Below are 23,799 nucleotides of genomic sequence, written 5' to 3'. Positions count from 1 at the left end.
ATGAGGACGACCTCCCCCAGACTTCGTCCGGGGGTGCCCCCACCGCCATTGCCGATCGCACGCACCAGACACCGCCAGCCCCGCTCTCCGGGCGGACGACGCGACTTTACGGACACGCCCTGTGCGCGCTCGAAGGTTCGCTCAGCGCTCGGTGATGCGGCCGTCGGCGACCTCGACGCGGCGGGTCGTGTGCACGGCGTCCAGCATCCGCCGGTCGTGGGTGACCAGCAGCAGCGTGCCCTCGTACGCGGCCAGCGCCGCTTCGAGCTGTTCGATCGCGGGCAGGTCGAGATGGTTGGTCGGCTCGTCGAGGACCAGGAGATTGACGCCGCGGGCCTGGAGCAGCGCCAGCGCGGCGCGGGTGCGCTCGCCGGGCGAGAGGGTCGCGGCGGGGCGCAGCACATGGGCGGCCTTGAGGCCGAATTTGGCGAGAAGCGTACGGATCTCGGCCGGATCCATGTCGGGCGCCGGGGCGCGGAAGGCGTCGAGGAGCGGTTCCTGCCCGCGGAAGAGGCCGCGGGCCTGGTCGACCTCGCCGACCAGGACGCCGGGGCCGAGCGCGCTGTGGCCCTCGTCCAGCGGGAGGCGGCCGAGCAGCGCGGCGAGCAGGGTGGACTTGCCCGAGCCGTTGGCGCCGGTGATGGCCACCCGGTCGGCCCAGTCGATCTGGAGGTCGACCGGCCCGAAGGCGAAGTCGCCGCGGCGCACGCGGGCGCCGCGCAGGGTGGCCACCACGGCGCCCGAGCGGGGCGCGGCGGCGATCTCCATCCGCAGTTCCCACTCCTTGCGCGGCTCCTCGACCACGTCCAGGCGCTCGATCATCCGGTCGGTCTGCCGGGCCTTGGCGGCCTGCTTCTCACTGCCCTCGGCGCGCGCCTTGCGGGCGATCTTGTCGTGGTCGGGCGCCTTGCGCATGGCGTTCCTGACGCCCTTGTCCATCCAGCCGCGCTGCATGCGCGCCCGTGCTTCGAGTCCGGCCTTGGTGTCGGCGTACTCGTCGTACTCCTCGCGGGCGTGCCGCCGGGCCGTCTCGCGTTCCTCCAGATAGGCGGTGTAGCCGCCGCCGAAGGTGCTGACCTGCTGCTGGGCGAGGTCCAGCTCCACCACGCGGGTGACGGTGCGGGTGAGGAATTCGCGGTCGTGGCTGACCAGGACCGTACCGGCGCGCAGGCCGCCGACAAATTTCTCCAGCCGTTCCAGGCCGTCGAGGTCGAGGTCGTTGGTGGGCTCGTCCAGCAGGAAGACGTCGTAGCGGCTGAGCAGCAGCGAGGCGAGTCCCGCGCGGGCGGCCTGGCCGCCGGAGAGCGAGAACATTGGCTGGTCCAGGTCGACGCCGAGGCCGAGCGAGGCAGCGGCCTCCTCGGCGCGTTCGTCCAGGTCGGCGCCGCCGAGCGCCAGCCAGCGGTCGAGTCCGGTCGCGTACGCGTCGTCGGCGCCCGGAGCCTCGTCCACCAGCGCCTGGGTGGCGGCGTCCAGGGCCGCCTGGGCGGCGGTGACCCCGGTGCGGCGGCTCAGGAACTCCCGCACGCTCTCCCCGCCCGGCAGCCGCTCGGGCTCCTGCGGCAGATGCCCGACGGTGGCGGTGGCCGGGCTGAGCCGCAGCGTCCCGTCCTCGGGTGTGTCGAGCCCGGCGAGCAGCCGCAGCAGCGTGGACTTGCCCGCGCCGTTGGCGCCGACCAGACCGATGACGTCGCCGGGGGCGACGATCAGGTCCAGGCCGGAGAACAGGACACGGTCGCCGTGTCCGGCGGCGAGATTCTTGGCGACGAGAGTGGCACTCATAAGAGGGCGGAGTTTATCGGGTGCGACGGGAGGCGGGCGAAGGGCTTTCACGGCGGGCGGCGGAGGCTTGCCCTCCGGTCGGCGGAGGGCGTGCCTCCGGTCGGGCCAAGGGCTGTCGCCGGGTCTCGCCGCGCCGCCGGGTCCGGCTCGACGCGAGGTGGGTGGCCGGTGCAGCCATATTGGCTGGTTGCCTTCTTACGCCGCCTTAACCTACGGTTGCGTAACTTACGTAGGCGTAGGTGCGAATCTCCGCTGCACCCGCAGGCCGTGCGTAGGTGCCCGTGGATCCGTCCGCGGCGCCGTACGACCGACCGATCGCATGTCGCGTACGTACGTCCGTACGATCCGTACAGCCCGTGCGGGTCCCGTACACCCCCGTCCCATGTCCGTCCCCTCTCCCGTCCCCAGGAGCCCCCGTGACCTTGACCTCGCCCGACCGTGCCCAACCCGACGTCTGGAGCGACGCGACGCTGCTCTACGCGCTGGAGGAGGTCGTCGAGCGGGAGCTCAACCGGCACCTCGGCGTGGCCAAGGAGTGGATGCCCCACGAGTACGTGCCGTGGAGCGACGGCCGCAATTTCGACGGAATAATGGGGGGCGAAGCCTGGGCCCCCGAGCAGTCCAAGGTCACGGACGTCGGCCGGATCTCCCTCGTGGTCAATCTGCTCACCGAGGACAATCTGCCCAGCTACCACCACGAGATCGCGACACTCTTCGGCCGTGACGGCGCCTGGGGCACCTGGGTGCACCGCTGGACCGCCGAGGAGGGCCGGCACGCGATCGTCATGCGCGACTACCTGCTGACCAGCCGCGCCGTCGACCCGGTCGAGCTGGAACGGTTCCGCATGCAGCACATGTCGGAGGGCTTCGAGCACGACCACCGGCACAGCATGGTCCACTCCGTGGCGTACGTCGCCTTCCAGGAGCTGGCCACCCGCGTCTCGCACCGCAACACCGGACACCAGTCGGGTGACCCCGTGTGCGACCGGATGCTCGCCAGGATCGCCACCGACGAGAACCTGCACATGGTCTTCTACCGGAATCTCCTGGCCGCCGCCCTCGAGCTCGCCCCCGACCTCGCCATGCGGGCCATCCGTGACGTCGTCGTCGAATTCCGCATGCCGGGACACGGCATGCCCGGCTTCGAGCGGGCCGCCGCCCGCATGGCCATCGGCGGCATCTACAACCTCCGCATCCACCACGACGACGTCCTCCAGCCCGTCCTGCGCCACCTCAAGGTCCTCGAGATCTCCGGTCTCGGCCCCGAGGGCCTCCAGGCCCAGCAGGAGCTCGGCCTCTTCATGGGCGGCCTCAACGAGCAGGCCACCCGCTTCGACGAGCGCCGCGAAGCCCTTCTCGCCCGCCGCGCCGCCCGCGCCTAATCCCCTTCGGGCCGCGCCCCTACGACGTCCACCTCCCGAAGGTGGGCGCTCTGGGGGCGCGGCCCCGCGCGATTTTCTTACCGAGGTCGGCACGCCCGGTCTTTTCAGGGGCGCGGGGAACTGCGCGACCAGCCACGACGGTGGCACGGCCTGAAAACCGGCCCCAGCGGGGCAGTTGCTGTCAGTTTTCGGGCCCCAGGCCCGGCGGGGGCCGGTCGCGCAGTTCCTCGCGCCCCCTGACGGGACCCGGCTCCCGAGAGCCGTGCGGGCCCTAGGCGGCACGCCCGGTCTTTTCAGGGGCGCGGGGAACTGCGCGCTCAGCCACGACGGTGGCGCGGCCTGAAAACCGGCCCCAGCGGGGCACCGGCTGTCGCAGGGACACCGACCTGGTGGGGGCGGGAAACAATCATGCACGCATGCTTGATTGTTGCGGGCCCCGCCTGCCACCCTCATGGCCATGGCCGATCCGCAGTCCGTCCGTACCGTCCTGGCCGATCTGAGAGCGGAGAGCGACGCGCTCGACGACGTGGTGGCCGGGCTGGAGCCCGAGCAGTGGGCGACGCCGACACCGGCCGAAGGCTGGACCGTTGCGCACCAGATCGCGCATCTGGCCTGGACTGACGCCCAGGCGCTGCTGGCGGTCAAGGACGCGGAGGCGTTCGCCCGCGAGGTCGGCGACGCGGCGGCGCGGCTGGACGCGTACGTGGAGGACGGCGCCCGGGAGGGCGCGATGCTGCCGCCGCCGGAGCTGCTGGAGAAGTGGCGGTCGGGCAGAGCCCGGCTCTGGGCGACCCTGACCGGCGAACCGCCGGGCAGCCGCTTCCCCTGGTACGGACCGCCGATGAGCACGGCGTCGATGGCGACGGGCCGCCTGATGGAGACATGGGCCCACGGCGAGGACATCGCCGACGCGCTCGGCGTCGAGCGCCCACCGACTCACCGCCTGTGGCACGTCGCCCGAATCGCCTTCAGGGCACGGGACTTCGCCTTCGCGGTGCACGGCCGCACCCCGCCCGGCACGGAATTCCGACTCGAACTGACGGCGCCCGACGGCGCCTTGTGGACCTTCGGCCCGGACGACGCCGAGCAGCGCGTGACCGGCCCCGCACTGGACTTCTGCCTGCTGGCGGTGCGGCGCAGGCACCGCGACGACGTGGCGGTACGGGCCCAAGGCCCGGACGCGGACGCGTGGTTGTCGATCGTGCAGGCATTCGCGGGCCCGCCGGGCAAGGGACGGCCGCCGCGCGGCGGCGCGGAGGGGAGCACGTCATGACGCAGGTCGACATACGCGGAGCGGACTTCGCCGAGCGGCGGGCCGCGATGCTGGAACGGCTGGCCGAGGTCGAGGCGGGGCACGCCGCCGCGCTGGCCGGTGGCGGCGAGAAGTACCAGGAGCGGCACCGGAATCGCGGCAAGCTGCTGGCACGGGAGCGGATCGAGCTGCTGCTCGACCCGGACACACCGTTCCTCGAACTGTCCCCGCTGGCCGGCTGGGGCAGCGACTTCGCGGTGGGCGCCTCCCTCGTGACCGGCATCGGCGTGGTCGAGGGCGTGGAGTGCCTGATCACGGCCAACGACCCGACGGTGCGCGGCGGCGCCAGCAACCCGTGGACGCTGAAGAAGGCGCTGCGGGCGAACGAGATCGCCTTCGCCAACCGCCTGCCGGTGATCAGCCTGGTGGAGTCGGGCGGCGCAGACCTGCCCAGCCAGAAGGAGATCTTCATCCCCGGCGGCGCCCTCTTCCGGGACCTGACGCGGCTGTCGGCGGCCGGAATCCCCACGGTGGCCGTGGTGTTCGGCAATTCGACGGCGGGCGGCGCGTACATCCCGGGCATGTCCGACCACGTCATCATGGTCAAGGAGCGGTCCAAGGTCTTCCTCGGCGGGCCGCCCCTGGTGAAGATGGCGACCGGCGAGGAGAGCGACGACGAATCGCTCGGCGGCGCCGACATGCACGCCCGGCGCTCCGGCCTCGCCGACTACTTCGCACTGGACGAGCCGGACGCGCTGCGTACCGCCCGGCGCGTCGTCGCCCGCCTCAACTGGCGTAAATCCGGGCCCGATCCGCGTCCCGACCCGCTGCCCCCCGCGTACGACGAGGAGGAGCTGCTGGGCATCGTGCCCGGCGATCTGCGCACCCCCTTCGACCCCCGCGAGGTCATCGCGCGGATCACGGACGCCTCGGCCTTCGACGAGTTCAAGCCGCTCTACGGGCCGAGCCTGGCCACCGGCTGGGCGGAGGTGCACGGCTATCCGGTCGGAATCCTCGCCAACGCGCGGGGCGTGCTGTTCAGCGAGGAGTCGCAGAAGGCGGCGCAGTTCATCCAACTCGCCAACCAGCGCGACATTCCGCTGCTCTTCCTGCACAACACCACCGGCTACATGGTGGGCCGCGAGTACGAGCAGGGCGGCATCATCAAGCACGGCGCGATGATGATCAACGCGGTCGCCAACTCGCGCGTCCCGCACATATCGGTGCTGATCGGGGCGAGTTACGGCGCCGGGCACTACGGGATGTGCGGCCGGGCCTTCGATCCGAGGTTCCTCTTCGCGTGGCCGAGCGCCAAGTCCGCGGTGATGGGTCCCGCGCAGCTCGCCGGGGTGCTGTCCATCGTGGCCCGGCAGTCGGCGGCGGCGAAGGGCCGTCCCTACGACGAGGAGGGCGACGCCGCGCTGCGGGCGATGGTGGAGCAGCAGATCGAGGCCGAGTCGCTGCCGATGTTCCTGTCGGGACGGCTCTACGACGACGGCGTGATCGACCCGCGCGACACCCGTACGGTGCTCGGCCTGTGCCTGTCCGCCGTCCATGGCGCGCCGATCGAGGGCGCCAGGGGCGGCTTCGGCGTCTTCCGGATGTGAGGGGTCCCTTTCCGATGACCGATTCGAGCAGCGCTTCGCCGAGCGGGGACTTCACCGCTGACGGGCAGTCACCTCCGATGCGCCACAAGGACATCGGCTCCGTGCTGGTGGCCAACCGGGGCGAGATCGCGCGCCGTGTCTTCCGTACCTGCCGCACGCTCGGCATCGCCACGGTGGCGGTGTACGCGGACGCCGACGCGGACGCGGCACACGTCGCGGAGGCCGACGCGGCGGTACGGCTGCCGGGGAACGCGCCCGCCGACACGTATCTGCGGGCCGATCTGCTGATCGCGGCGGCGCTCGCGGCGGGCGCGGACGCCGTGCATCCCGGCTATGGATTCCTGTCGGAGAACGCGGAGTTCGCGCGTGCGGTGGAGGCGGCGGGGCTGGTGTGGATCGGTCCGCCACCGGACGCGGTCGAGGCGATGGGGTCCAAGACGCGGGCCAAGGAGTTGATGGCCGCGGCGGGCGTACCGCTGTTCTCCGCGCTCGATCCGGCGCGGGTCACGGCCGCGGACCTGCCGCTGCTGGTGAAGGCGTCCGCGGGCGGCGGCGGTCGCGGCATGCGGGTCGTACGCGAACTGGACGCGCTGGAGAGCGAGTTGGCCGCCGCGAGGTCGGAGGCCGCAGCCGCCTTCGGTGACGGCGAGGTGTTCGTCGAGCCGTACGCGGAGGGGGCCAGGCACGTCGAGGTGCAGGTGCTGGCCGACGCGCACGGCACGGTGTGGGTGCTGGGCGAGCGCGACTGTTCGCTCCAGCGGCGGCACCAGAAGGTGATCGAGGAGACCCCGGCCCCGGGTCTGGGCGACGAGGTGCGCCGTACGCTGCACGAGTCCGCCGCCCGCGCGGCGCGCTCGATCGGCTACACGGGCGCGGGCACCGTGGAGTTCCTGGTCGCGCGGGACGGGCGTCCGTACTTCCTGGAGATGAACACCCGTCTCCAGGTGGAGCATCCGGTCACCGAGTGCGTCACCGGGCTCGACCTCGTCGCGCTCCAGATCCGTGTCGCCGAGGGGGCCGCGCTGCCGCCCTCGCCCCCGCGGCCGCACGGCCACGCGGTGGAGGCCAGGCTCTACGCGGAGGACCCGGCCCGCGGCTGGCAGCCGCAGCCGGGCGCGCTGCATCTGTTCGAACTGCCGGGCGTGGACGCCGAATTCGCCGTGACGCCGGGGCTCGACGCGGGGTTGCGGCTGGACGCGGGGGTGAGCGGCGGCGAGACGATCGGCGTCCACTACGACCCGATGCTCGCCAAGGTGATCGCCTGGGCGCCGACCCGCGCCGAGGCCGTACGCCGTCTCGCGTACGCGTTGGAGCGGGCCCGGCTGCACGGCCCCGTCACCAACCGCGACCTGCTCGTACGGGTGCTGCGGCACCCGGACTTCGCCGCCGCGCGGCTGGACACCGGCTTCCTGGAGCGCCGCCTGGACGCGCTCATCGGGGCGTCGGGGGCGACCACGGACGCGCCGGGGCCGGCCGACGGGGACGGCGGCCCCGTGCGGTTCGCGGCGCTGGCCGCCGCGCTCGCCGACGCGGCCGGGCGTACGTCGGCGCGCGGGCCGGTGCCGGTCCGGCTCGGCGGGTGGCGGAACGTTCCGTCGCAGCCGCAGGTGAAACGCTTCCGCAGCGAGCCGGACGGCCGGGAGTACGAGGTCGGTTACCGGCTCGGCCGCGCCGGTCTGGAGGCGACCGGCGCCGACGGTATCCGGCTGGTGTCGGCGTCGGCCCGGCGTGTCGTCCTCGACATCGACGGTGTGCGGCGGGTGTTCGACGTCGCCGCTTACGCCGAACGGGTGTTCGTCGATTCCCCGTTCGTGTCATGCGCTCTGACCGCTCTGCCCCGCTTCACCGCCCCGGAGGATCTGACGCCGCGGGGTTCGCTGCTTGCGCCGATGCCCGGCACGGTCATCCGGATAGGTGAATTCTCACCGGGCGACCGGGTCGAAAAAGGCCGCCCGCTGCTCTGGCTCGAAGCGATGAAGATGGAACACGTGATCGCCGCTCCCGCCACCGGGACACTCACGGAGCTCACCGCCGAGGTCGGCCGACAGGTCGACGTCGGCGCCGTACTCGCCGTCGTCAAGGAGGAAACCACGCCATGAGCACCGTTCAGGGAACCTTCGACAGCGCCTTGCTGGAAAGCGACGAGCGGCGCGCCCTGCGCAAGGCCGTCGGGGACCTCGCCCGCCGCTACGGTCGCGAATATTTCTCGGCCACCGTACGTGCGGGCAAGCACACCGACGAGTTGTGGCAGGAGGCGGGCGGCCTCGGATACCTCGGGGTCAACCTGCCTGAGGAGTACGGCGGCGGGGGCGGCGGTCTGGCGGAACTGTCCATCGTGCTGGAGGAGTTGGGGGCGGCTGGCTGCCCGCTGCTGCTGCTCGTCGTCTCCCCCGCGATCTGCGGCACGGTCATCGCCCGCTTCGGCACCGACGAGCAGAAGCGGCGCTGGCTGCCCGGGATCGCCGACGGCTCGCTGCGGATGGCCTTCGGCATCACCGAACCGGACGCCGGGTCCAACTCGCACCGCATCACCACCACCGCGCGGCGCGACCCCGACACCGGCGGGTGGCGGCTGACCGGCCGGAAGGTCTTCATATCCGGTGTCGACATCGCCGACGCCACACTGATCGTCGGCCGCACCGAGGACGCCCGCACCGGCAAGCTCAAGCCCTGCCTGTTCATCGTGGACCGGGAGACACCGGGCTTCGAATTCCGGCAGATCGAGATGGAGTTGGCCGCGCCCGAGAAGCAGTTCCAGCTCTTCCTCGACGATGTCGCGCTACCTGCGGAAGCGCTCGTCGGCGACGAGGACGCCGGCCTGCTCCAGCTCTTCGCGGGGCTCAACCCGGAGCGGATCATGACCGCCGCCTTCTCCATCGGGATGGGCCGCTACGCCCTGGACAAGGCGGTCGAGTACGCCAAGTCCCGGCAGGTGTGGCAGGCTCCCATCGGCTCCCACCAGGCGATAGCGCACCCGCTCGCCCAGGCCCACATCGAGCTGGAACTGGCCCGGTTGATGATGCAGAAGGCCGCCTACCTCTACGACGCGGGCGACGACATGGGCGCGGGCGAGGCCGCGAACATGGCGAAGTACGCGGCGGCCGAAGCAGGCGCCAAGGCCGTCGACCAGGCCGTGCACACCCTCGGCGGCAACGGCCTCACCGCCGAGTACGGTCTCGCCTCGCTGCTGACCGCGTCCCGTGTCGGCCGGATAGCCCCGGTCAGCCGGGAGATGATCCTCAACTTCGTCTCGCACCACACACTGGGACTGCCGAAGTCCTACTGACGACACACCGCCGAGGAGGCGCCCGTGACCACCGCACCACTACGCACCCGCGCCGCAGCGCCCTTCCGCGCGGTCGCGCGGACCACGGAGGGCGCCGCCGCCCGCACCGAACGGCCGGACCCGTCATGGACCTGGTGACCGACCGCTCCCCCAAACAGGACCGCAGCCGCGCCACCCGTCGGCGGATACTGGAGGCCGCCGTCTCGTGCCTCGCCGAGCACGGCTGGTCGGGCAGCACCGTCGCCGTGGTGTGCGCCCGCGCCGGTGTCTCCAGAGGGGCGGCCCAGCACCACTTCCGCACCCGCGAGGAGCTGTTCACCGCGGCCATCGGGCACATGGCCGAGGAGTGGGTCGCCGCCGTCAGAGAGCGCGCCCTGGCCCTCCCCCGCGCGGGCCAGGACCGCACCTACGCCGTCGTCGACATGCTCGTCGCGGTCCACACCGGCCCGCTGTTCCGGGCCGCTCTCCACCTGTGGGTGGCCGCCTCCGACGAGGAACAGCTCCGCCCCGGCGTCGCCGCGCTGGAGTCCCGGATCGGCCGCGAGGCCCACCGCCTGGCGGTCGAATTCCTCGGCGCCGACGAATCCCTGCCCGGCGTCAGGGAGACCGTCCAGGCCACCCTCGACATGGCCCGCGGCCTCGGCCTCGCCAACCTCCTCAGCGACGACTCCGCCCGCCGCGCGGGAATCGTCCGCCAGTGGTCCCGCGTCCTCGACACGGTCCTGCGCGAACAGCCCTAGCGGCGGCCGGAGTCGGCGCTCGGCCTGCGGGTGAGGGCGGGATCAGTGCAGGGAGGCGTCGGCGGGTCCGGAGGAGAGGCGGGTGAAGTGGACGCGCAGGCCGGGGCGTTGGGGTGCGCAGCAGAACAGGCCCGCGCGGGCGTCGGCGGCGGGGTCGAGCCAGGCCAGGCGGATGGTGCGCCAGGGGTCGTCGGCGCGGCGGGCGCGGACGGTCACGGCGTCGCCCGAGCGGCTGACCCGGACGGTCACCTCCTGGCCCGCCCAGTCCGGGACCGGGGCGAGGGACCAGTCGGAGGTGCCGTGGGTGACGACGGCGCCGACCTGGGGCGAACCGTCGGAGATCTCGACGCCCGCCTTGATCCAGGACTCGGCGTCGACGCGCACCAGGACACCGGCCTGGTCGTACAGCTCGGTGAAGTCGGCGACGAAGGTGACCTCGATGGCGGTGCCGGACGGGAAGGGGGTGAGCAGCGCGTGGCCGTCGTCGCGGACGAAGCCGTAGCTGGTGGTGCGCCAGAAGTCGCTGCCCTCGTTGGCGGTGACGTGCAGACCGGTGCTGTCGGCGACGGCCTCGGCGGGCGGGTTGAGCCAGGTCGCGTCGGACCAGGGGATGTCATGGTCGATCGGAGAGGTCACGGAAGTACCGCCATTCGTTGCCACAGGGTCGATAGCCGAGCCACCGGTTGACGGCCAGCATCGCGGCGTTGCCGTCGTCGTTGCTGGTGAACGCCTCGGTGTAGCCCGCGGCGCGGGCTCGGTGCAGGGAGTGGGCCTTGGCGGCCTTGGCCAGTCCGCGGCCCCGGAAGGCCCGGCGGGTGCCGGTGCCCCCCGACCAGTAGCGGTCGTGGCCGTCGGTCTGGACGTTGACGACCGCGGCGACCACACCGTCCACGACGGCGACCGTCGTCAGGTCGTGGTCGTAGTCGGACCGGTCCCAGGAGGTGGCGCGCCAGTCCGCGTAGCCGGGGACGCCGGTGGCGACATCGCCCGGCTCGTCCTCGATGGTCTCGGCGTCGGCCTCGTAGACCGGGCGCGGGTCGGCGGCGTAGTCCGACGCGGGGCGCAGCAGCACGCCGGGCGGCAGCGGGGGCACGCCGGGCAGCGGCGCGCCGGGGGTGAGGTCGAGGCGGAGGAAGCTCGCGGACCGGCCACGCCGGTAGCCGTGCCGGGCGGCGAAGGCGTGCGCCGAGGGCTCGTCGATCGCCCACGCGTAGACGGTGCTCGCCCCGAGGCCGGCGACATGGGACTCGGCGGCGGCCAGCAGGGCGCCGCCGATGCCCCGGCCGCGCTCCCCCGCGCGCACGTTCAGATTGACGAAGGCCATTCCGGGGGTGTCGTTGTCCGCGAAGAGCCCGGCTCTCGCACTGCCGACGATCCGGCCGTCGCCGGTCTCCGCGACGAGCATCAGGAAACGTGTTTTCTCGGGTGCGTCGGTGACCTGCGCGTGCACGGTCCGCGCGGTCGTCACCATGTACGGGACGGTCTCGCGGCCCACGGCGGCGACGGCTTCGGCGTCCGCCGGACCGTACTGTCTGATGATCACCGTCACGGCCCGCACCCTACGCGGCGCCGCCGCGTACCGCCCCCGAATTTCCGGCCCACCTGGGCAGAGGCTCCCGCCGGGCCCGTCCGAGGTGGATGCTGGAGGTGAGGGAGATGGCACGGATGCGCAGAAGCGGATACGAACCCGTCCAGGCGCGCAGCCCGCTGCGGCTGCGGCTGGGGCTCGCGCTGTGCGGCGTGGTCTGGGGCACCGCGGCGGCCGTGGGCTTCGCGCTCGCCGGTCTGCCGGTCTGGGCCGCGGTGCTGGCCGCCGTCGCGCTGCTGGCCGCGATCGACGCCGTCCTGGTCGTCCGCCGCATGCGGCAGGGTTCGCGCTACCAGCCGGGCCGCACGACCCCGCCGTACCGCCCGGCGGCGCCGCACGCGGGAAAGCACTGAGGACCGGTCCGGCGACCGCGGGCGCGGGCCCGGGACAAGCGAAAGGGCCCGGCACCTGAGTGCCGGACCCTTCCTCTTCAGTAGCGGGGACAGGATTTGAACCTGCGACCTCTGGGTTATGAGCCCAGCGAGCTACCGAGCTGCTCCACCCCGCGTCGATGAACACCACCCTACGGGGTGCCGGCGCTCACACCAAATCGATGCGATGGCCGCCGCGCGCACAGGGCGCCGGGAGGTTTGGCGGGGGCGCCGCCGCGCCAGGTAGGGATCATGAGCACATCTGGATCAGGACCGAACACGGCAGCGAACGCAATCCCGGCCGTCACCCTCTCCGACGAGGTGCGGGACGCCGTCGCGAGCGGCGCGCCCGTGGTGGCGCTGGAGTCGACGATCATCGCGCACGGCCTGCCGCGGCCGCGCAATTTGGGGGTGGCACGCGAGCTGGAGGAGATCGTCCGGGAGCAGGGCGCGGTGCCCGCGACCGTGGCGGTACTCGACGGGGTGCCGCGGGTGGGGCTCACCAAGGAGCAAGTGGAGCGGGTCGCCGAGGACGCGTCGCTGCGCAAGCTGGGGTTCCGGGACCTGGCGCCCGCGCTGGCGGCGGGTGCGAGCGGGGCGACGACCGTGTCGGGGACGGCGTTCCTGGCCGCGCGGGCCGGAATCCGGGTGTTCGGTACGGGCGGCCTCGGCGGGGTGCACCGCGACTGGGTGACCGTGCAGGACGAGTCGGCCGACCTGGGGCTGCTGGCCAGGACGCGGATCACGGTGGTGTGCGCGGGCGTGAAGTCGATCCTGGACGTGCCCGCCACGCTCCAGCGGCTGGAGACCCTGGGCATCGGCGTACTCGGCTTCGGCACCGACCGCTTCCCCGGTTTCTACCTCAGCGACTCCGGTGAGCCCGTGGACTGGACGGTCGAGTCCGCGCGGCAGGTCGCGGACGTGATGGCCGCGCAGGACGCACTGGGCGGGCACGACTCGGCGCTGATCGTCGCCAATCCCGTGCCGCGGGAGCTTCAGCTCGACCCGGAGCTGCACGACCGGGTGCTGGCGGACGCGCTCGCCGCCGCCGAGGCCGGGGGTGTCACGGGACAGGCGATCACGCCGTTCCTGCTGGGCTACCTCACCGAGCACACCGGCGGCGCGTCCCTGGAGTCCAACCTCGCGGCCGTACGCGGCAATGTCCGGCTCGCGGCCGGGATCGCGGTGCGCTGGTCGCAGCGCGCATGACCGGCGACAGCGCCGGACCGGGCGACGGGACGGGCGACGGCACGGGACCGGCGGACGACATAAGACGGTCGGACGGCACGGGACGGTCGGATGGCGCGAGGCCGTCCGACAGCGCCGGACGCGCCGCCGTGGAACCGGTGCCTCCCGGACTCCTCGTCGTCGGCGATGTCGTCACCGACGTGGTGGCGCGGCACGCGCGGCCCCTCGCCGCCGACACCGACACCGCCGCCCGGATCGCGGTGCGGCCGGGCGGCGCGGGGGCCAACGTGGCCTGCTGGGCGGCCGGTCGGGGCGCGCGGGTGCGGCTGCTGGCCCGCGCGGGCGCCGACTCCGCCGACTGGCACCGCGCCGCGCTGGAGGCCGCGGGCGTGGAGCCGGTGCTGCGGGTCGACGACGAGGCGCCGACGGCCGTGGTGATCGCCCTGGTCGACGCGGCGGCCGAACGGACCCTGGTCACCGACAGCGGCGCCGCCTTCCGGCTCGGCCCCGCCGACTGGGACGACGCGCTGCTGGACGGCATGGGGCACGTCCACCTCTCCGGCTATCTCTACTTCTCCGAGTGGGGACGCGAGTTGGCGGCCGTGGTCACCGAGGCGGCGCGCGCCCGGTCGCTGCCGGTGAGCGTCGATCCGGCCTCCGCCGGTTTCCTGCGCGAGGCCGGCGTGGCCCGTTTCCTGGCCGACGTGGCAGGTACGGATCTGCTGCTGCCCAACGACGCGGAGGCGGCGCTGCTGTCCGGTGCGCCCGAACCGGCCCGCGCGGCGGCCGAGTTGAGCGCGGCGCGCGGCGGCGGCACGGTCGTGGTCACCCTCGGCGCGGGCGGCGCGCTGGCCGCCGTGAACGGCGAGGTGACGGTACGGGTGCCCTGCGTCCCGGCCGTCGCGGTGGACACCACGGGCGCCGGAGACGCCTTCACCGGCGGCCTGTTGGCCGCCCGTCTCGCGGGCGCGGACCTCGCCGCGTCGCTCGCGGCGGGCTGCCGCACCGGAGCGGAGGCGGTGACCGTGGTCGGCGGGCGGCCGGAGACGTAATGGGGGGCCGTCGGACCGCGCCCCCGCCGTCACGTCGCGGACCGCCCGACCGGCGCCGTCAGATGGCGTCCCACGGCGCGGACTCGTACAACTCCCCCACCCGCGTCAGGAGTTCGGACCGCGTGGGCAGCGGCACGCCGTCGATCTCCGAAATGACCGCCGTGCCACGCGAGTTGGCCAGGAAGGCGCCGTCGTACGACCCCACGTCGGTGAGCCGCAGCGGGCGGCGGTCCTGCGGGACACCGGCCCGTACGAGTTCACGCTCCAGGATCTGGAGGGTGATGCCGCGCAGATGCGGGGCGGCGTCCGGCCAGACGACGGTGTCGCCGTCGATGAAGCCGACGTTGGTGATGGCGCCCTCGGCGATCTCGCCGCCGGGACCGGCCAACAGCGCCTCGTCGTACCCCTCGGCGGCCACCTGGCGGCCGAAGTACGCCTGCCCGAAGCCGCCGACGTGCTTGAGGTGGGCGGCCGGGCGCTGGTAGGGCACCGACTTGAGGCGCTTGAGGCCGGGTTCGACACCGGCGGGCGGGCGGACGGCGACCATGACGGCGACCGGCTCGTCGGCGCCCTCCACCGGCTGGAAGACGTTGACCCGCACGGAGGCGTCCGCGCGCCCCGACCCGGCCAGCGCGTGCCGCACGTGCGCCCGTACGCGCTCGCCGTCCAGGCCCGCGCCGAACAGCTCCCGCGTTGCGGCGTCGAGGCGTTCGACGTGGAACGCCAGGCCGCGCACCTTTCCGCCGCGTACCTGCATCGCCGTGAAGTGGCCGTAGCCGCCGAGCGCGGGCGCGATGGCCTCCACCGTCGCGGCCCGGCCGTCGATCTCGATGAACGGTGATTGCGTCATGACCTCACCCTAGGCACGCCCGCCCTTCCGGCACACAGGCCCGTCAGCCAGCCAGCGCGGCCGTCAGGTCCAGCTCGACCAACTGCGCGGTGAAGCCGAGCTGTGCCACCCCGAGCAGGGTGCTCGCGGTGTCGAAGGCGCCGCCCAGCGGCGAGGCGTTCAGCGCGTCCCACACCGTGGACAGCGTCTCGCGGTCGTCGCTCACCACGTAGATGACCGAGCGCACGACGTCGCCCGGCCCGGCGCCGACGGCTTCGAGCGCCGTCAGGGCGTTGGCGGCCACCTGGCGGGCCTGGGCGGCGTAGTCGCCGCGGCCGACGATCCGGCCCTCGGCGTCGAGCGGGCACTGACCGGCGAGGTAGGCGGTCCGCCCGGCCTCGACGACGGTGATGTGGTGGTAGCCGGGGGTCTGGTGGAGGGCGGGAGGATTGACGCGGGTGATGTGGGCGCTCATGGGTGGTGAGTCTGCCGGGGCGCGGGGGCCCGGGCCCACCCGTTTTCGGCTCCCGGACCGCGCGGGCGGCTCGGGCGGTCCGGAAGTCCGGGCAGCCCGGCCACCGGAGATTTGGCCGGGGGCCGTCGCGGTGTCGGTGGGGGGTGGAATCATGTGCCGCAGCGGACGGGCCCGGCATCCGTGGTGACACGCGCATCGGCCGCATCGGGACCGGCATCGGAATCGGAATCGGCGGGAGACGGGGAGCCATGGACGCGGACGGGGGTGTCGGACAGGAAGAGGCGGGTGCGCGGCAGGCGCCGGTCGGCAAGCAGGCGCGGAAGGTGTCCGGCCAGGCCGCGAAGCTCGTCGCCTCGGCTCGTACGGTCACCGCGGACCACACACGGGTGCGCGCCGACGTGCAGGCCGCGCTGGTCCCGCTGCGGGAGGTACGGGTCCGCCGCGAGCTGGACGGCATCCCGGTCGCCCGGCTCAAGGACGTCACCGAGGGCAGGCTGCGCCTCGGCGCCATGGAACAGGCCGGGTACGACACGGTCGGCAAGGTCTACGGCGCCCGGTCGTACGAGCTGCGGCAGGTCCCCGGCGTGGGCGCGCAGAGCGCCGACCAGGCCATAGCGGCGGCGCGCCAGATCGCGTCCGCGGCCGAGGAGCACGTGGCCGTCCGTATCGATCCGGCCGACCGGGACGACCCGGACACCACCGCCCTGGTGATGGCGCTCAACCGGCTGGTCAACGCGGGTCCCGAGATTCCGCGGGCCGTGGAGACCGCCGCGCGCGTGGACGCCGAGCTGACACCGCTGCTGGCCGCCGCCCGCCCGGCGGGCGCCCGGCTGCGGATGCTGCTGGCGGGCAGGCTCGGGCGGCTGCGCGCGCAGGACGCCGTGCGGCGGATCGAGGAGCTGCTGGCGGAGCACACCGCCGACGGCACCGGGCTGCTGCTGACCCAGGCGAGCACCGACCTGCTGCGCCCGGCGGCGCCCGCCGCCGAGGCGTGGCTGGACTTCGAGGTCAGGCCGTCGGAGTACACCGTCCTGCTCGCGGAGATCGCCGAACTCGCCCCGGACATCGACGCGGCGGAAGGCTTCCTGCCGTCGTCGGTCTCCGAGCGGGTGCGCGGACAGCGTCTTGACGACACGCACCGCCGGGTGTCGCTGCGCGGCTACCAGGCGTTCGGCGCGCGCTTCGCGCTGGCCCAGCGGCGGGTGATCATCGGCGACGAGATGGGCCTGGGCAAGACCATCCAGGCCATCGCGGCCCTGGCCCACCTGCGGGCGGAGGGCCGTACGCACTTCCTCGTCGTCTGCCCGGCGAGCGTGCTGGTCAACTGGTCGCGGGAGATCGAGTCGCGCAGCGCCCTGGACGCGTACCGGCTGCACGGCCCGTACCGGAAAGCGGCGTTGGCGGACTGGGTGCGGGACGGCGGCGTGGCCGTCACCACGTACGACGCGCTGAGTTCGCTGGACGTGCCCGAGGGGGTGCCGCTGGGGATGCTCGTCGTGGACGAGGCGCACTACGTGAAGAACCCGGACACGCGCAGGTCGCGGACCGTCGCGCTGTGGACGGCCAGGACCGACCGCGTGCTGTTCCTGACCGGCACCCCGATGGAGAACCGCGTCGAGGAATTCCGCAGTCTGGTGCACCACCTCCAGCCCGACCTGCTCCCCCACATCCGGCACAGCGACGCGGTCGCGGGCTCGCAGGCGTTCCGCAGGGCCGTCGCCCCGGCCTATCTGCGCCGCAATCAGCAGGACGTGCTCACCGAACTGCCGGAGCTGGCGCAGTCCGACGAGTGGGAGGAGTTCAGCCGTACGGATCTGGCCGCCTACCGGACGGCGGTCGCGGAGGGGAACTTCATGGCGATGCGGCGCGCCGCCTACGCGGCGCCCCATCGTTCGGCGAAGCTCCAGCGGCTGCGCGAACTGGTGAAGGAGGCCGAGGAGAACGAGCTGAAGGTCGTCGTCTTCTCCTTCTTCCGCGATGTGCTGACCACCGTGCACGACGCGCTCGGCCCGGCCGCCTTCGGCCCGCTGACCGGCGCGGTCGCCGCCACCGAGCGCCAGGAAATGGTCGACGCCTTCGCGGCGGTGCCCGGCCACGCGGTGCTGCTCAGCCAGATCCAGGCGGGCGGCACCGGGCTGAACATGCAGGCCGCCTCGGTGGTGATCCTCTGCGAGCCGCAGGTCAAGCCGACCCTGGAGGCCCAGGCCATCGGGCGCGCCCACCGCATGGGCCAGATCCGCCACGTGCGCGTGCACCGGCTGCTGATCGCCGACAGCGTCGACCAGCGCATGCTCGACATCCTCGGCACCAAGCAGGTGCTCTTCGACGCCTACGCGCGCCGCAGCGACCTCGCGGAGTCGACTCCCGACGCGGTCGACATCTCGGAGCAGTCGCTCGCGCGGCGGATCGTGGAGGAGGAGCAGATGAGGCTGTCCCTCACCAAGTGACGGGGGCGCGCGGCGCGGCGCCGTAGAGGGCGCCCGAGGAAGCCGGGGGCCGAGGGGGGGGCGAGCGTCGCCGGGAGGCCGAGCCCGCCGGGTGCCGGGAGGCGCGGGGGGCCGGGAGGCGCGGGGGCCGGGGGGCCGGGGGCCGTAAATCGGGTTCGTCGTGCCGGACCTCTGCGGTACCGTGATCAGGTCCTGTTGTCTCCGATAGAGGTGGACGTTGCGCATCTGAGGTCCGCGATCATCGCGCGGTACGGCCTTCGCTTCGCCGTATACGCGTCACGTGGCAGTCGGCGTTCCCGCCGCGCCGTGACGTCCGCGCAGATGCGACCTCGGTGCCCCGGGCCGTCCGTCACCTCACGGAGGCCCGCACCCTCCCGCTGTCCGGCCAGGTCGCCGCGTGGTGCTCGCATACGAAGCCCCCCATCCACCGCGCTTTCGACTGCGAGACCCACCATGGCCCATCCCACCGCCACCCCGCCCGGCGCGTCCCTGACCTGCTCGGGGCTGTCCTTCCAGTGGCCGGACGGCACGCCCGTGTTCGACGGCCTGTCCCTGACCATCGGCCGCGGCCGGACCGGGCTCGTCGGCGCCAACGGCACCGGCAAGTCCACGCTGCTGCGGCTGCTCTCCGGCGAACTGCGCCCCGCGCGGGGCTCGGTGAGCGTCGGCGGCACCCTCGCCTGCCTGCCGCAGAACATCACACTCGACACCGGCCTCCGCGTCGACCAGGCGCTCGGCATCGCGGAGCGGCGGGCCGCCCTGCGCGCGATCGAGGCCGGTGACGTGGACGAGGAGCACTTCGAGACGGTCGGCGACGACTGGGATGTCGAGGAGCGGGCGCTGGCGACGCTCGGCACGCTCGGTCTCGGCGGCATCGGCCTCGACCGGGCCGTCGGCGAGATGTCCGGCGGCGAGACCGTACTGCTGCGGCTGGCCGCGCTCCTGCTGGAGCGCCCCGATGTGCTGCTGCTCGACGAGCCCACCAACAATCTGGACCTGGTGGCCAGGCGGCGGCTCTACGAGGCCGTCGACTCCTGGCGCTCCGGCGTGCTGGTCGTGGTCAGCCACGACCGTGAACTGCTGGAGCGCGTAGACCGGATCGCCGAACTGCGGACGGGTTCCGTGAACTGGTACGGCGGCGGCTGGTCGGCGTACCAGGAGGCACTGGCCGCGCAACAGGAGGCGGCCGGACGGACGTTGCGGGCCGCGGAGGCCGATGTACGGCGGCAGAAGCGGGAGTTGGAGGAGGCGCAGATCAAGGTGGCCCGGCGCCAGAAGCAGGACAAGAAGCTGGACGCGCAGCGGCGGGCGCCGCGGATCGTCGCGGGCGAGAAGAAGCGGTCGGCGCAGGAGTCGGCGGGCAGGCTCCGCGGCGTGCACGAGGACCGGCTCGACGAGGCGCGCGAGCGGCGCGAGGAGGCCGCGGACGCGGTCCGTGACGACGCCGAGATCCGGGTCGACCTCCCCCACACCGCCGTGCCCGCCGGCCGTACGGTCCTGAGCCTGCGCGCGCTGCGCCCCCGGTACGGCCGGCTGCTCGACGGCACCTTCGAGCTACGCGGCCCCGAGCGCGTCGCGCTGGTCGGACGCAACGGGGCGGGGAAGACCACGCTGCTGCGCACCCTCGCCGGTGAGCTGGCGCCGCTGTCCGGCGAGGCGGTCGGACACGTACCGCTGCGGTTCCTGCCGCAGCGACTCGACGTGCTGGACGAGGAGTTGAGCGTCGCGGCGAATGTGGCCCGGCGGGCGCCCGGCGTCACCGACAACCACATCCGTTCCCAGCTCGCGCGGTTCCTCTTCAAGGGCGCGCGGGCCGAGCAGCGCGCGGGCACCCTCTCCGGCGGCGAACGCTTCCGCGCCGCGCTCGCCGCGACGATGCTCGCCGCTCCCGCGCCCCAACTCCTCATGCTGGACGAGCCCACCAACAACCTCGACCTGGCCAGCCTGCGTCAACTCACCGGCGCCCTGGACTCCTTCGAGGGCGCCCTGCTCGTCGCCAGCCACGATCTGCCGTTCCTGGAGTCGATCGGTGTGACGCGCTGGCTCCTCGTCACGGACGAGCTCCAGGAGACCACCGCGGAGGAGGTCCGGGGACTGCTCGGAGCGGCCGAGGCGTAGGGACGGGCATCAACCGGGACGAGACCCGCAAACCCCGAGCCCGGAAACCCTGAGGCTGCCGAGGTCGCTGAGTGCCTTGGCGTACCTCGGACCGGGAAGCCGACCGGGTCGCCGCCCGCTCAGGGCTGGATGTTCTCCAGGTCCTCCAGGAGACCGGGGTGCTTCGGCTCCCAGCCGAGCACCTTGCGGGTGTGGGCGCTGGACGAGGGCTGGTCGGCCGCGAAGATCGGGCCGAGAGTGCCGTACGTCTGGGCGGGCACGGACTCGACCGGCAGGTTCAGCCGGCGGCCGATGACCGCGGCGATGTCCCGGACCTGATCGCCCTCGTCGGCCACGGCGTGCCAGGCGGTCCCGGCCTCCGCGCCTTCCAGCGCGAGCCGGAAGAGCACCGCCGCGTCGAGCGCGTGCACGGCGGGCCAGCGCTGGGTGCCGTCGCCCGGGTAGCCGGAGACGCCGCTCTGGCGCGCGATGTGGGTCAGCAGACCGGCGAAGCCGCCCGCGCCCTCGTTGTGGACCGTACGCGGCAGGCGCACGGCCGAACTCCTGACCCCGCGCGAGGCCAGGTCCAGGACCGCCGTGACCGCCCGACCGCGACCGCCGACGGGTCCCTCGGTCGGCACCGGGTCGCTCTCGACGGAGGCGCGGCCCGGCACGTAGGGCGTGCCGGAGGCGGTGACGAAGGGGCGGTCGCTGCCGACCAGCGCCTCGCCGAGGGCCGCGAGGGCGGCGGTCTCCTCGGCGACCGCGTTCGCGACCGCTTCGGCGCTGCTGAAGTCGTTGGCGAACGCCAGGTGGACCACCCCGTCGGCGCGCCCGGCGCCGGTACGCAGGGCGTCCAGGTCGGCGAGGTCTCCCCTGATCGCCTCGGCCCCGGCCGCCTCCGCGGCTCGCGCGGACGCGTCGGAACGGGTGAGTGCGAGGACGGTGTGGCCGTTGCCGAGCAGTTCGGCGACGACGGCGGAGCCGATCAGACCGGTGCCGCCGGTGACGAAGACGCGCATGGAAACACTCCCACAAGTGACGGGACTCTTGTCCCATCACCGTAACAGACTGATGGGACAAGAGTCCCGTCAGATAGGATGACCTCATGAGTCGGTGGGAACCAGGGGCGCGCGAACGCCTTGTCGTGGCCGCCGTCGACCTGTTCACCGAGCAGGGGTACGACGCCACGACCGTCACGCAGATCGCCGAGCGTGCCGGGGTCACCAAGAGCACCTTCTTCCGGCACTTCCCCGACAAGCGCGAGCTGCTGGTCGCGGGGCAGGAGACGCTGAGCCGGCTGCTGGCCGAGGGAATCGCCGAGGCGCCCGCGGACGCCAGCCCGCTGGAGGCGGTCGCCGCCGGTCTCGCGCGCGCCTCGACCGCGATGGGCCCCATGAACCGCGACTTCGCCCCCCGCCTCAAGGCGGCCGTCGCCGCCAGCGCCGAGCTCCAGGAACGTGACGCGCTCAAGAGCGTCAGCCTCGCCAACGCGATGACCAGCGCCCTGGCGGCGCGCGGGATTCCCGGTCCGACCGCCGCCCTCGCGGGCGAACTCGGCCTCCTCGCCTTCAAGCGGGGTTACGCGGTCTGGTCCGAGGGCGACCGCGACGCCGGGGACGACCTGGGCGGGCACCTCGTCACGGCCCTCGATGAGCTGCGCGCGGCGAGCGCGTCGCTGGGCTGAACCGGAGACAGAATACGGTCACTTGCCCGCGCCGACCGCATTCATGTGGATCTGAGCGGTCTGGACGTTCTCGTCGGGGTTGTCGAGCGGGATGTTGATGGTCGCGCCGACGCTCGTGGAGTGGGTCTCGTTGGGCGGCGTGACGGTCATCGTGGTGAAGGTGTAGCCGCTGCCGCCGCTGCTGTTGAACGGGTAGTACAGGACGGCTTCGGTGCGCTCGCCGGGAGCCAGCGTGACGGTAGGCACCTCGCTGCCGGGGCGGCGGGCGACGTTCACGGTGTCCGTGCCGCTCTTCAGGTCGATGCCCGCGAAGCCGTGCATCGTGCAGGAGCCGGAGCCGGTGTTCTTGAAGTGGATCAGCTCCATGCCCTCGCCCGAGATGCCGTGCTCGGCCGAGATGGCCAGGTTCGAGGTCTTGCACATGGCGCCGGCCGCCGACCCGGCGTTCGAGGAGCCGCCGTTCGACGAGCCGCCGTTCGACGACCCGGAGCCTCCGGTCGTACCGCCGGAACCGCCGCTGGAACCGCTGCTGGAGCCGTCACCGGAACCACCGGAGGAGCTGTCCTGGCCGGGCGCGGCACTGGGCGACGACGTGGCGCCGGGGGCACTGGGCGACGCCGTCGTACCGGAGGCGCTGGAGTCGTCGGGGCCACAGGCCGTGAGCGACATTCCGGCGGCCACGACGACGAGGGCGAGAACCGAGAGCCTCTTGCTGCTGCGCATTGCTACTCCGTAAGTCGGGTGCCGGCCCGCCCGTCGCGGACCTTCTGCGCTGATGGAGGCACCCGGCAGGGGCGGCGGTTGCGCGGGGAATCCCACCGGGACGCCCCCGTGACACGCGAGAAGCATGATCAAGACAGACGGAATGCGGTCGTCGCATCCGTCACACGAATCCCCGGCGGCCCGGTGGGCACGTCGCCGCACCGGGCCGGTGGTCACTCGTCGTAGGTGATGTTCCCGTGCTCGTCCATCGTGGGGTGGATCTTCGACGGGCCGTACGGGTCGACGTCGGAGGGGCGGGGCGGCTCGGGGCCGTCGGCGCCGACCCGGATCAGCCGCGCGACGCGGGCCACAGAGAACTGCCGGCCGCCGACCTCGAGTTCGTTCGCCCGGCCGGCGGCGCGGAACTCCTCGGCGGCGCGGGCGTAGTCGGCCTCCTCGTCCGCGTCCAGCTCGTACATCCGGGGCCACATGGTGGTCAGCGCGTCGGCCAGGGCCCGGCGGGCGGCGTGCGGGGTGGCCAGGATGTTGATGGCCGGCTCCCAGCCGACGTCCGTCCGCTCGACCACCCGGAACGCCGCCGGGAGCAGGACGACTCCCGGATGCGTCCGCAGCGCGGACCGTGAGTCGGCCCGTACGTCGGCGGGGTAGCGGAGGCTGCGGTAGTGCAGGTCGCGCAGCGCGAGGCGTTCGGCGCTCGCCATCACCCCGGTCGCGGCGGCGTGGTCGATGACGACGTCGCCGTCCAGCTCGGGGTCCGCGGCGCGGTCGTCCCAGTCCAGGACCGCGGGATCGGGGTCGGTGGGGCGCGGCGGCTCGACCTTGCCGTCGTGGGTGTAGAAGAACTCGTCGCCGCGGACGACCCGGTAGCGGGTCCCGGCCACGGTCAGCTCGTCGAGGGGTTCCGACTCCAGGCGGTCGACCGCCGACAGCAGTTCCCGGCGCAGCGCCGGGTCGTCGGTGTCCTCCTTGGCCCGGAACCAGAGGCGGGAGTTGAGGGCGTCGCGCGACGCCTGGGGGAAGCCGTCCGTCATGGGGGTCAGCAACCGCCATCCGACGTCGCCCGGTGCGCACGCCGCCAGGGCGAAGAGCGGGCCGCGGACGATGTAGTGCCCGTACCGCTGCGCGGCGTCTCTGCGGTCTGCCTCGGCGGCCAATTCGACGGGGTGGCCGCCTAGTTGGACGTTCATGATCAGGTTCTCTGACGCTGTGGGTTCGTCCCCGCTCATGGAGCCATTGTCCCCACACCCGAGCGGCGGCTGTCAGCGAATTGCCTGATACCGCACACCACACGTA

General features: G+C 73.2%; 19 protein-coding genes, 1 tRNA gene and 2 pseudogenes. 13 read left to right on the top strand and 9 right to left on the bottom strand.

Annotation, left to right across the window (positions count from 1 at the left end; genetic code table 11):
- Positions 1 to 141: 141 nt before the first annotated feature.
- Positions 142 to 1,782 (bottom strand): ABC-F family ATP-binding cassette domain-containing protein, encoded by a 1,641-nt coding sequence (locus tag ACFY9V_RS29890; RefSeq protein ID WP_355339413.1) that lies wholly within the window; start codon positions 1,780 to 1,782, stop codon positions 142 to 144.
- Positions 1,783 to 2,198: 416 nt separating this feature from the next.
- Between ACFY9V_RS29890 and ACFY9V_RS29885 the strand changes: the two genes are divergently transcribed.
- The 6 genes from ACFY9V_RS29885 (at position 2,199) to ACFY9V_RS29860 (ending at position 10,049) form a co-directional block, all read left to right on the top strand.
- Positions 2,199 to 3,164 (top strand): acyl-ACP desaturase, encoded by a 966-nt coding sequence (locus ACFY9V_RS29885; RefSeq protein ID WP_355339410.1) that lies wholly within the window; start codon positions 2,199 to 2,201, stop codon positions 3,162 to 3,164.
- A 457-nt stretch (positions 3,165 to 3,621) separates the two neighbouring features.
- Complete coding sequence (locus ACFY9V_RS29880; RefSeq protein ID WP_391163736.1) at positions 3,622 to 4,437, top strand: TIGR03084 family metal-binding protein; 816 nt, start codon at positions 3,622 to 3,624, stop codon at positions 4,435 to 4,437.
- Positions 4,434 to 6,023: a carboxyl transferase domain-containing protein gene (locus ACFY9V_RS29875; RefSeq protein ID WP_391163735.1), complete on the top strand. Its 1,590-nt coding sequence runs from the start codon at positions 4,434 to 4,436 to the stop codon at positions 6,021 to 6,023. Before ACFY9V_RS29880 ends, ACFY9V_RS29875 begins: the two co-directional genes overlap by 4 nt.
- Before the next feature lie 77 nt (positions 6,024 to 6,100).
- Positions 6,101 to 8,122 (top strand): biotin carboxylase N-terminal domain-containing protein, encoded by a 2,022-nt coding sequence (locus ACFY9V_RS29870; RefSeq protein WP_391163775.1) that lies wholly within the window; start codon positions 6,101 to 6,103, stop codon positions 8,120 to 8,122.
- Positions 8,119 to 9,309 (top strand): acyl-CoA dehydrogenase family protein, encoded by a 1,191-nt coding sequence (locus tag ACFY9V_RS29865; RefSeq protein WP_355339398.1) that lies wholly within the window; start codon positions 8,119 to 8,121, stop codon positions 9,307 to 9,309. The genes ACFY9V_RS29870 and ACFY9V_RS29865 overlap by 4 nt, the downstream gene beginning before the upstream one ends.
- Before the next feature lie 125 nt (positions 9,310 to 9,434).
- Positions 9,435 to 10,049: a TetR family transcriptional regulator gene (locus ACFY9V_RS29860; protein WP_391163734.1), complete on the top strand. Its 615-nt coding sequence runs from the start codon at positions 9,435 to 9,437 to the stop codon at positions 10,047 to 10,049.
- Between the two features lie 42 nt (positions 10,050 to 10,091).
- Here the strand turns inward: ACFY9V_RS29860 and ACFY9V_RS29855 are convergent, their stop codons facing one another.
- Together ACFY9V_RS29855 and ACFY9V_RS29850 are read right to left on the bottom strand one after the other, a co-directional pair.
- Complete coding sequence (locus ACFY9V_RS29855) at positions 10,092 to 10,685, bottom strand: DUF1349 domain-containing protein (RefSeq protein ID WP_391051378.1); 594 nt, start codon at positions 10,683 to 10,685, stop codon at positions 10,092 to 10,094.
- Entirely contained in the window at positions 10,663 to 11,598 is a 936-nt protein-coding gene (locus tag ACFY9V_RS29850) for a GNAT family N-acetyltransferase (RefSeq protein WP_391163733.1), read from the bottom strand. The genes ACFY9V_RS29855 and ACFY9V_RS29850 overlap by 23 nt, the downstream gene beginning before the upstream one ends.
- 116 nt (positions 11,599 to 11,714) lie before the next feature.
- Between ACFY9V_RS29850 and ACFY9V_RS29845 the strand changes: the two genes are divergently transcribed.
- Entirely contained in the window at positions 11,715 to 11,990 is a 276-nt protein-coding gene (locus ACFY9V_RS29845; protein ID WP_391163732.1) for a DUF6343 family protein, read from the top strand.
- An 81-nt stretch (positions 11,991 to 12,071) separates the two neighbouring features.
- Here ACFY9V_RS29845 and ACFY9V_RS29840 read toward each other — a convergent pair.
- Positions 12,072 to 12,145 (bottom strand) — tRNA-Met (locus tag ACFY9V_RS29840).
- 115 nt (positions 12,146 to 12,260) lie between these two features.
- Here ACFY9V_RS29840 and ACFY9V_RS29835 point away from each other — a divergent pair.
- Both ACFY9V_RS29835 and ACFY9V_RS29830 read left to right on the top strand, forming a co-directional pair.
- Positions 12,261 to 13,217 carry a pseudouridine-5'-phosphate glycosidase gene (locus ACFY9V_RS29835; RefSeq protein ID WP_391051373.1) on the top strand — a complete coding sequence of 319 codons (957 nt, stop codon included), beginning with the start codon at positions 12,261 to 12,263 and terminating at the stop codon, positions 13,215 to 13,217.
- Positions 13,218 to 13,354: 137 nt separating this feature from the next.
- Positions 13,355 to 14,248, top strand: a complete 894-nt coding sequence (locus ACFY9V_RS29830; protein ID WP_391163774.1) for a PfkB family carbohydrate kinase — start codon at positions 13,355 to 13,357, stop codon at positions 14,246 to 14,248.
- A 58-nt stretch (positions 14,249 to 14,306) separates the two neighbouring features.
- Here the strand turns inward: ACFY9V_RS29830 and ACFY9V_RS29825 are convergent, their stop codons facing one another.
- Together ACFY9V_RS29825 and ACFY9V_RS29820 are read right to left on the bottom strand one after the other, a co-directional pair.
- Positions 14,307 to 15,098 (bottom strand): aminotransferase class IV, encoded by a 792-nt coding sequence (locus ACFY9V_RS29825; protein ID WP_391163730.1) that lies wholly within the window; start codon positions 15,096 to 15,098, stop codon positions 14,307 to 14,309.
- A 43-nt stretch (positions 15,099 to 15,141) separates the two neighbouring features.
- Positions 15,142 to 15,552 carry a Rid family hydrolase gene (locus ACFY9V_RS29820; RefSeq protein WP_391051369.1) on the bottom strand — a complete coding sequence of 137 codons (411 nt, stop codon included), beginning with the start codon at positions 15,550 to 15,552 and terminating at the stop codon, positions 15,142 to 15,144.
- Between the two features lie 248 nt (positions 15,553 to 15,800).
- Between ACFY9V_RS29820 and ACFY9V_RS29815 the strand changes: the two genes are divergently transcribed.
- From ACFY9V_RS29815 to ACFY9V_RS29805, 3 genes and pseudogenes are all read left to right on the top strand, one after another.
- Positions 15,801 to 17,999 (top strand): SNF2-related protein, encoded by a 2,199-nt coding sequence (locus ACFY9V_RS29815; protein ID WP_391051367.1) that lies wholly within the window; start codon positions 15,801 to 15,803, stop codon positions 17,997 to 17,999.
- A 321-nt stretch (positions 18,000 to 18,320) separates the two neighbouring features.
- Positions 18,321 to 19,070: pseudogene (locus ACFY9V_RS29810) on the top strand (ATP-binding cassette domain-containing protein); the annotation flags it as partial.
- Positions 19,047 to 19,935: pseudogene (locus ACFY9V_RS29805) on the top strand (ATP-binding cassette domain-containing protein); the annotation flags it as partial. The pseudogenes ACFY9V_RS29810 and ACFY9V_RS29805, both read left to right, overlap by 24 nt.
- Positions 19,936 to 20,236: 301 nt before the next feature.
- Here the strand turns inward: ACFY9V_RS29805 and ACFY9V_RS29800 are convergent.
- On the bottom strand, positions 20,237 to 21,118 hold the full coding sequence (locus ACFY9V_RS29800; protein ID WP_391163729.1) for an NAD-dependent epimerase/dehydratase family protein: 882 nt from the start codon (positions 21,116 to 21,118) through the stop codon (positions 20,237 to 20,239).
- A gap of 86 nt (positions 21,119 to 21,204) precedes the next feature.
- On the opposite strand from ACFY9V_RS29800, the gene ACFY9V_RS29795 reads away from it, so the two are divergent.
- On the top strand, positions 21,205 to 21,783 hold the full coding sequence (locus tag ACFY9V_RS29795) for a TetR family transcriptional regulator (protein WP_391163728.1): 579 nt from the start codon (positions 21,205 to 21,207) through the stop codon (positions 21,781 to 21,783).
- Positions 21,784 to 21,801: 18 nt separating this feature from the next.
- On the opposite strand, the gene ACFY9V_RS29790 is transcribed toward ACFY9V_RS29795, so the two are convergent.
- Both ACFY9V_RS29790 and ACFY9V_RS29785 read right to left on the bottom strand, forming a co-directional pair.
- Positions 21,802 to 22,506 (bottom strand): DUF4232 domain-containing protein, encoded by a 705-nt coding sequence (locus tag ACFY9V_RS29790; protein WP_391163727.1) that lies wholly within the window; start codon positions 22,504 to 22,506, stop codon positions 21,802 to 21,804.
- A 212-nt stretch (positions 22,507 to 22,718) separates the two neighbouring features.
- Entirely contained in the window at positions 22,719 to 23,732 is a 1,014-nt protein-coding gene (locus tag ACFY9V_RS29785) for a DUF5954 family protein (protein ID WP_355339361.1), read from the bottom strand.
- Positions 23,733 to 23,799: the final 67 nt, after the last annotated feature.

Source organism: Streptomyces sp. NPDC008317 (assembly GCF_042955955.1).
Classification (GTDB): Bacteria; Actinomycetota; Actinomycetes; order Streptomycetales; family Streptomycetaceae; genus Actinacidiphila.
Note: the sequence above shows the minus strand (reverse complement) of the source record. Positions and strands in the feature narration are given on the sequence as shown.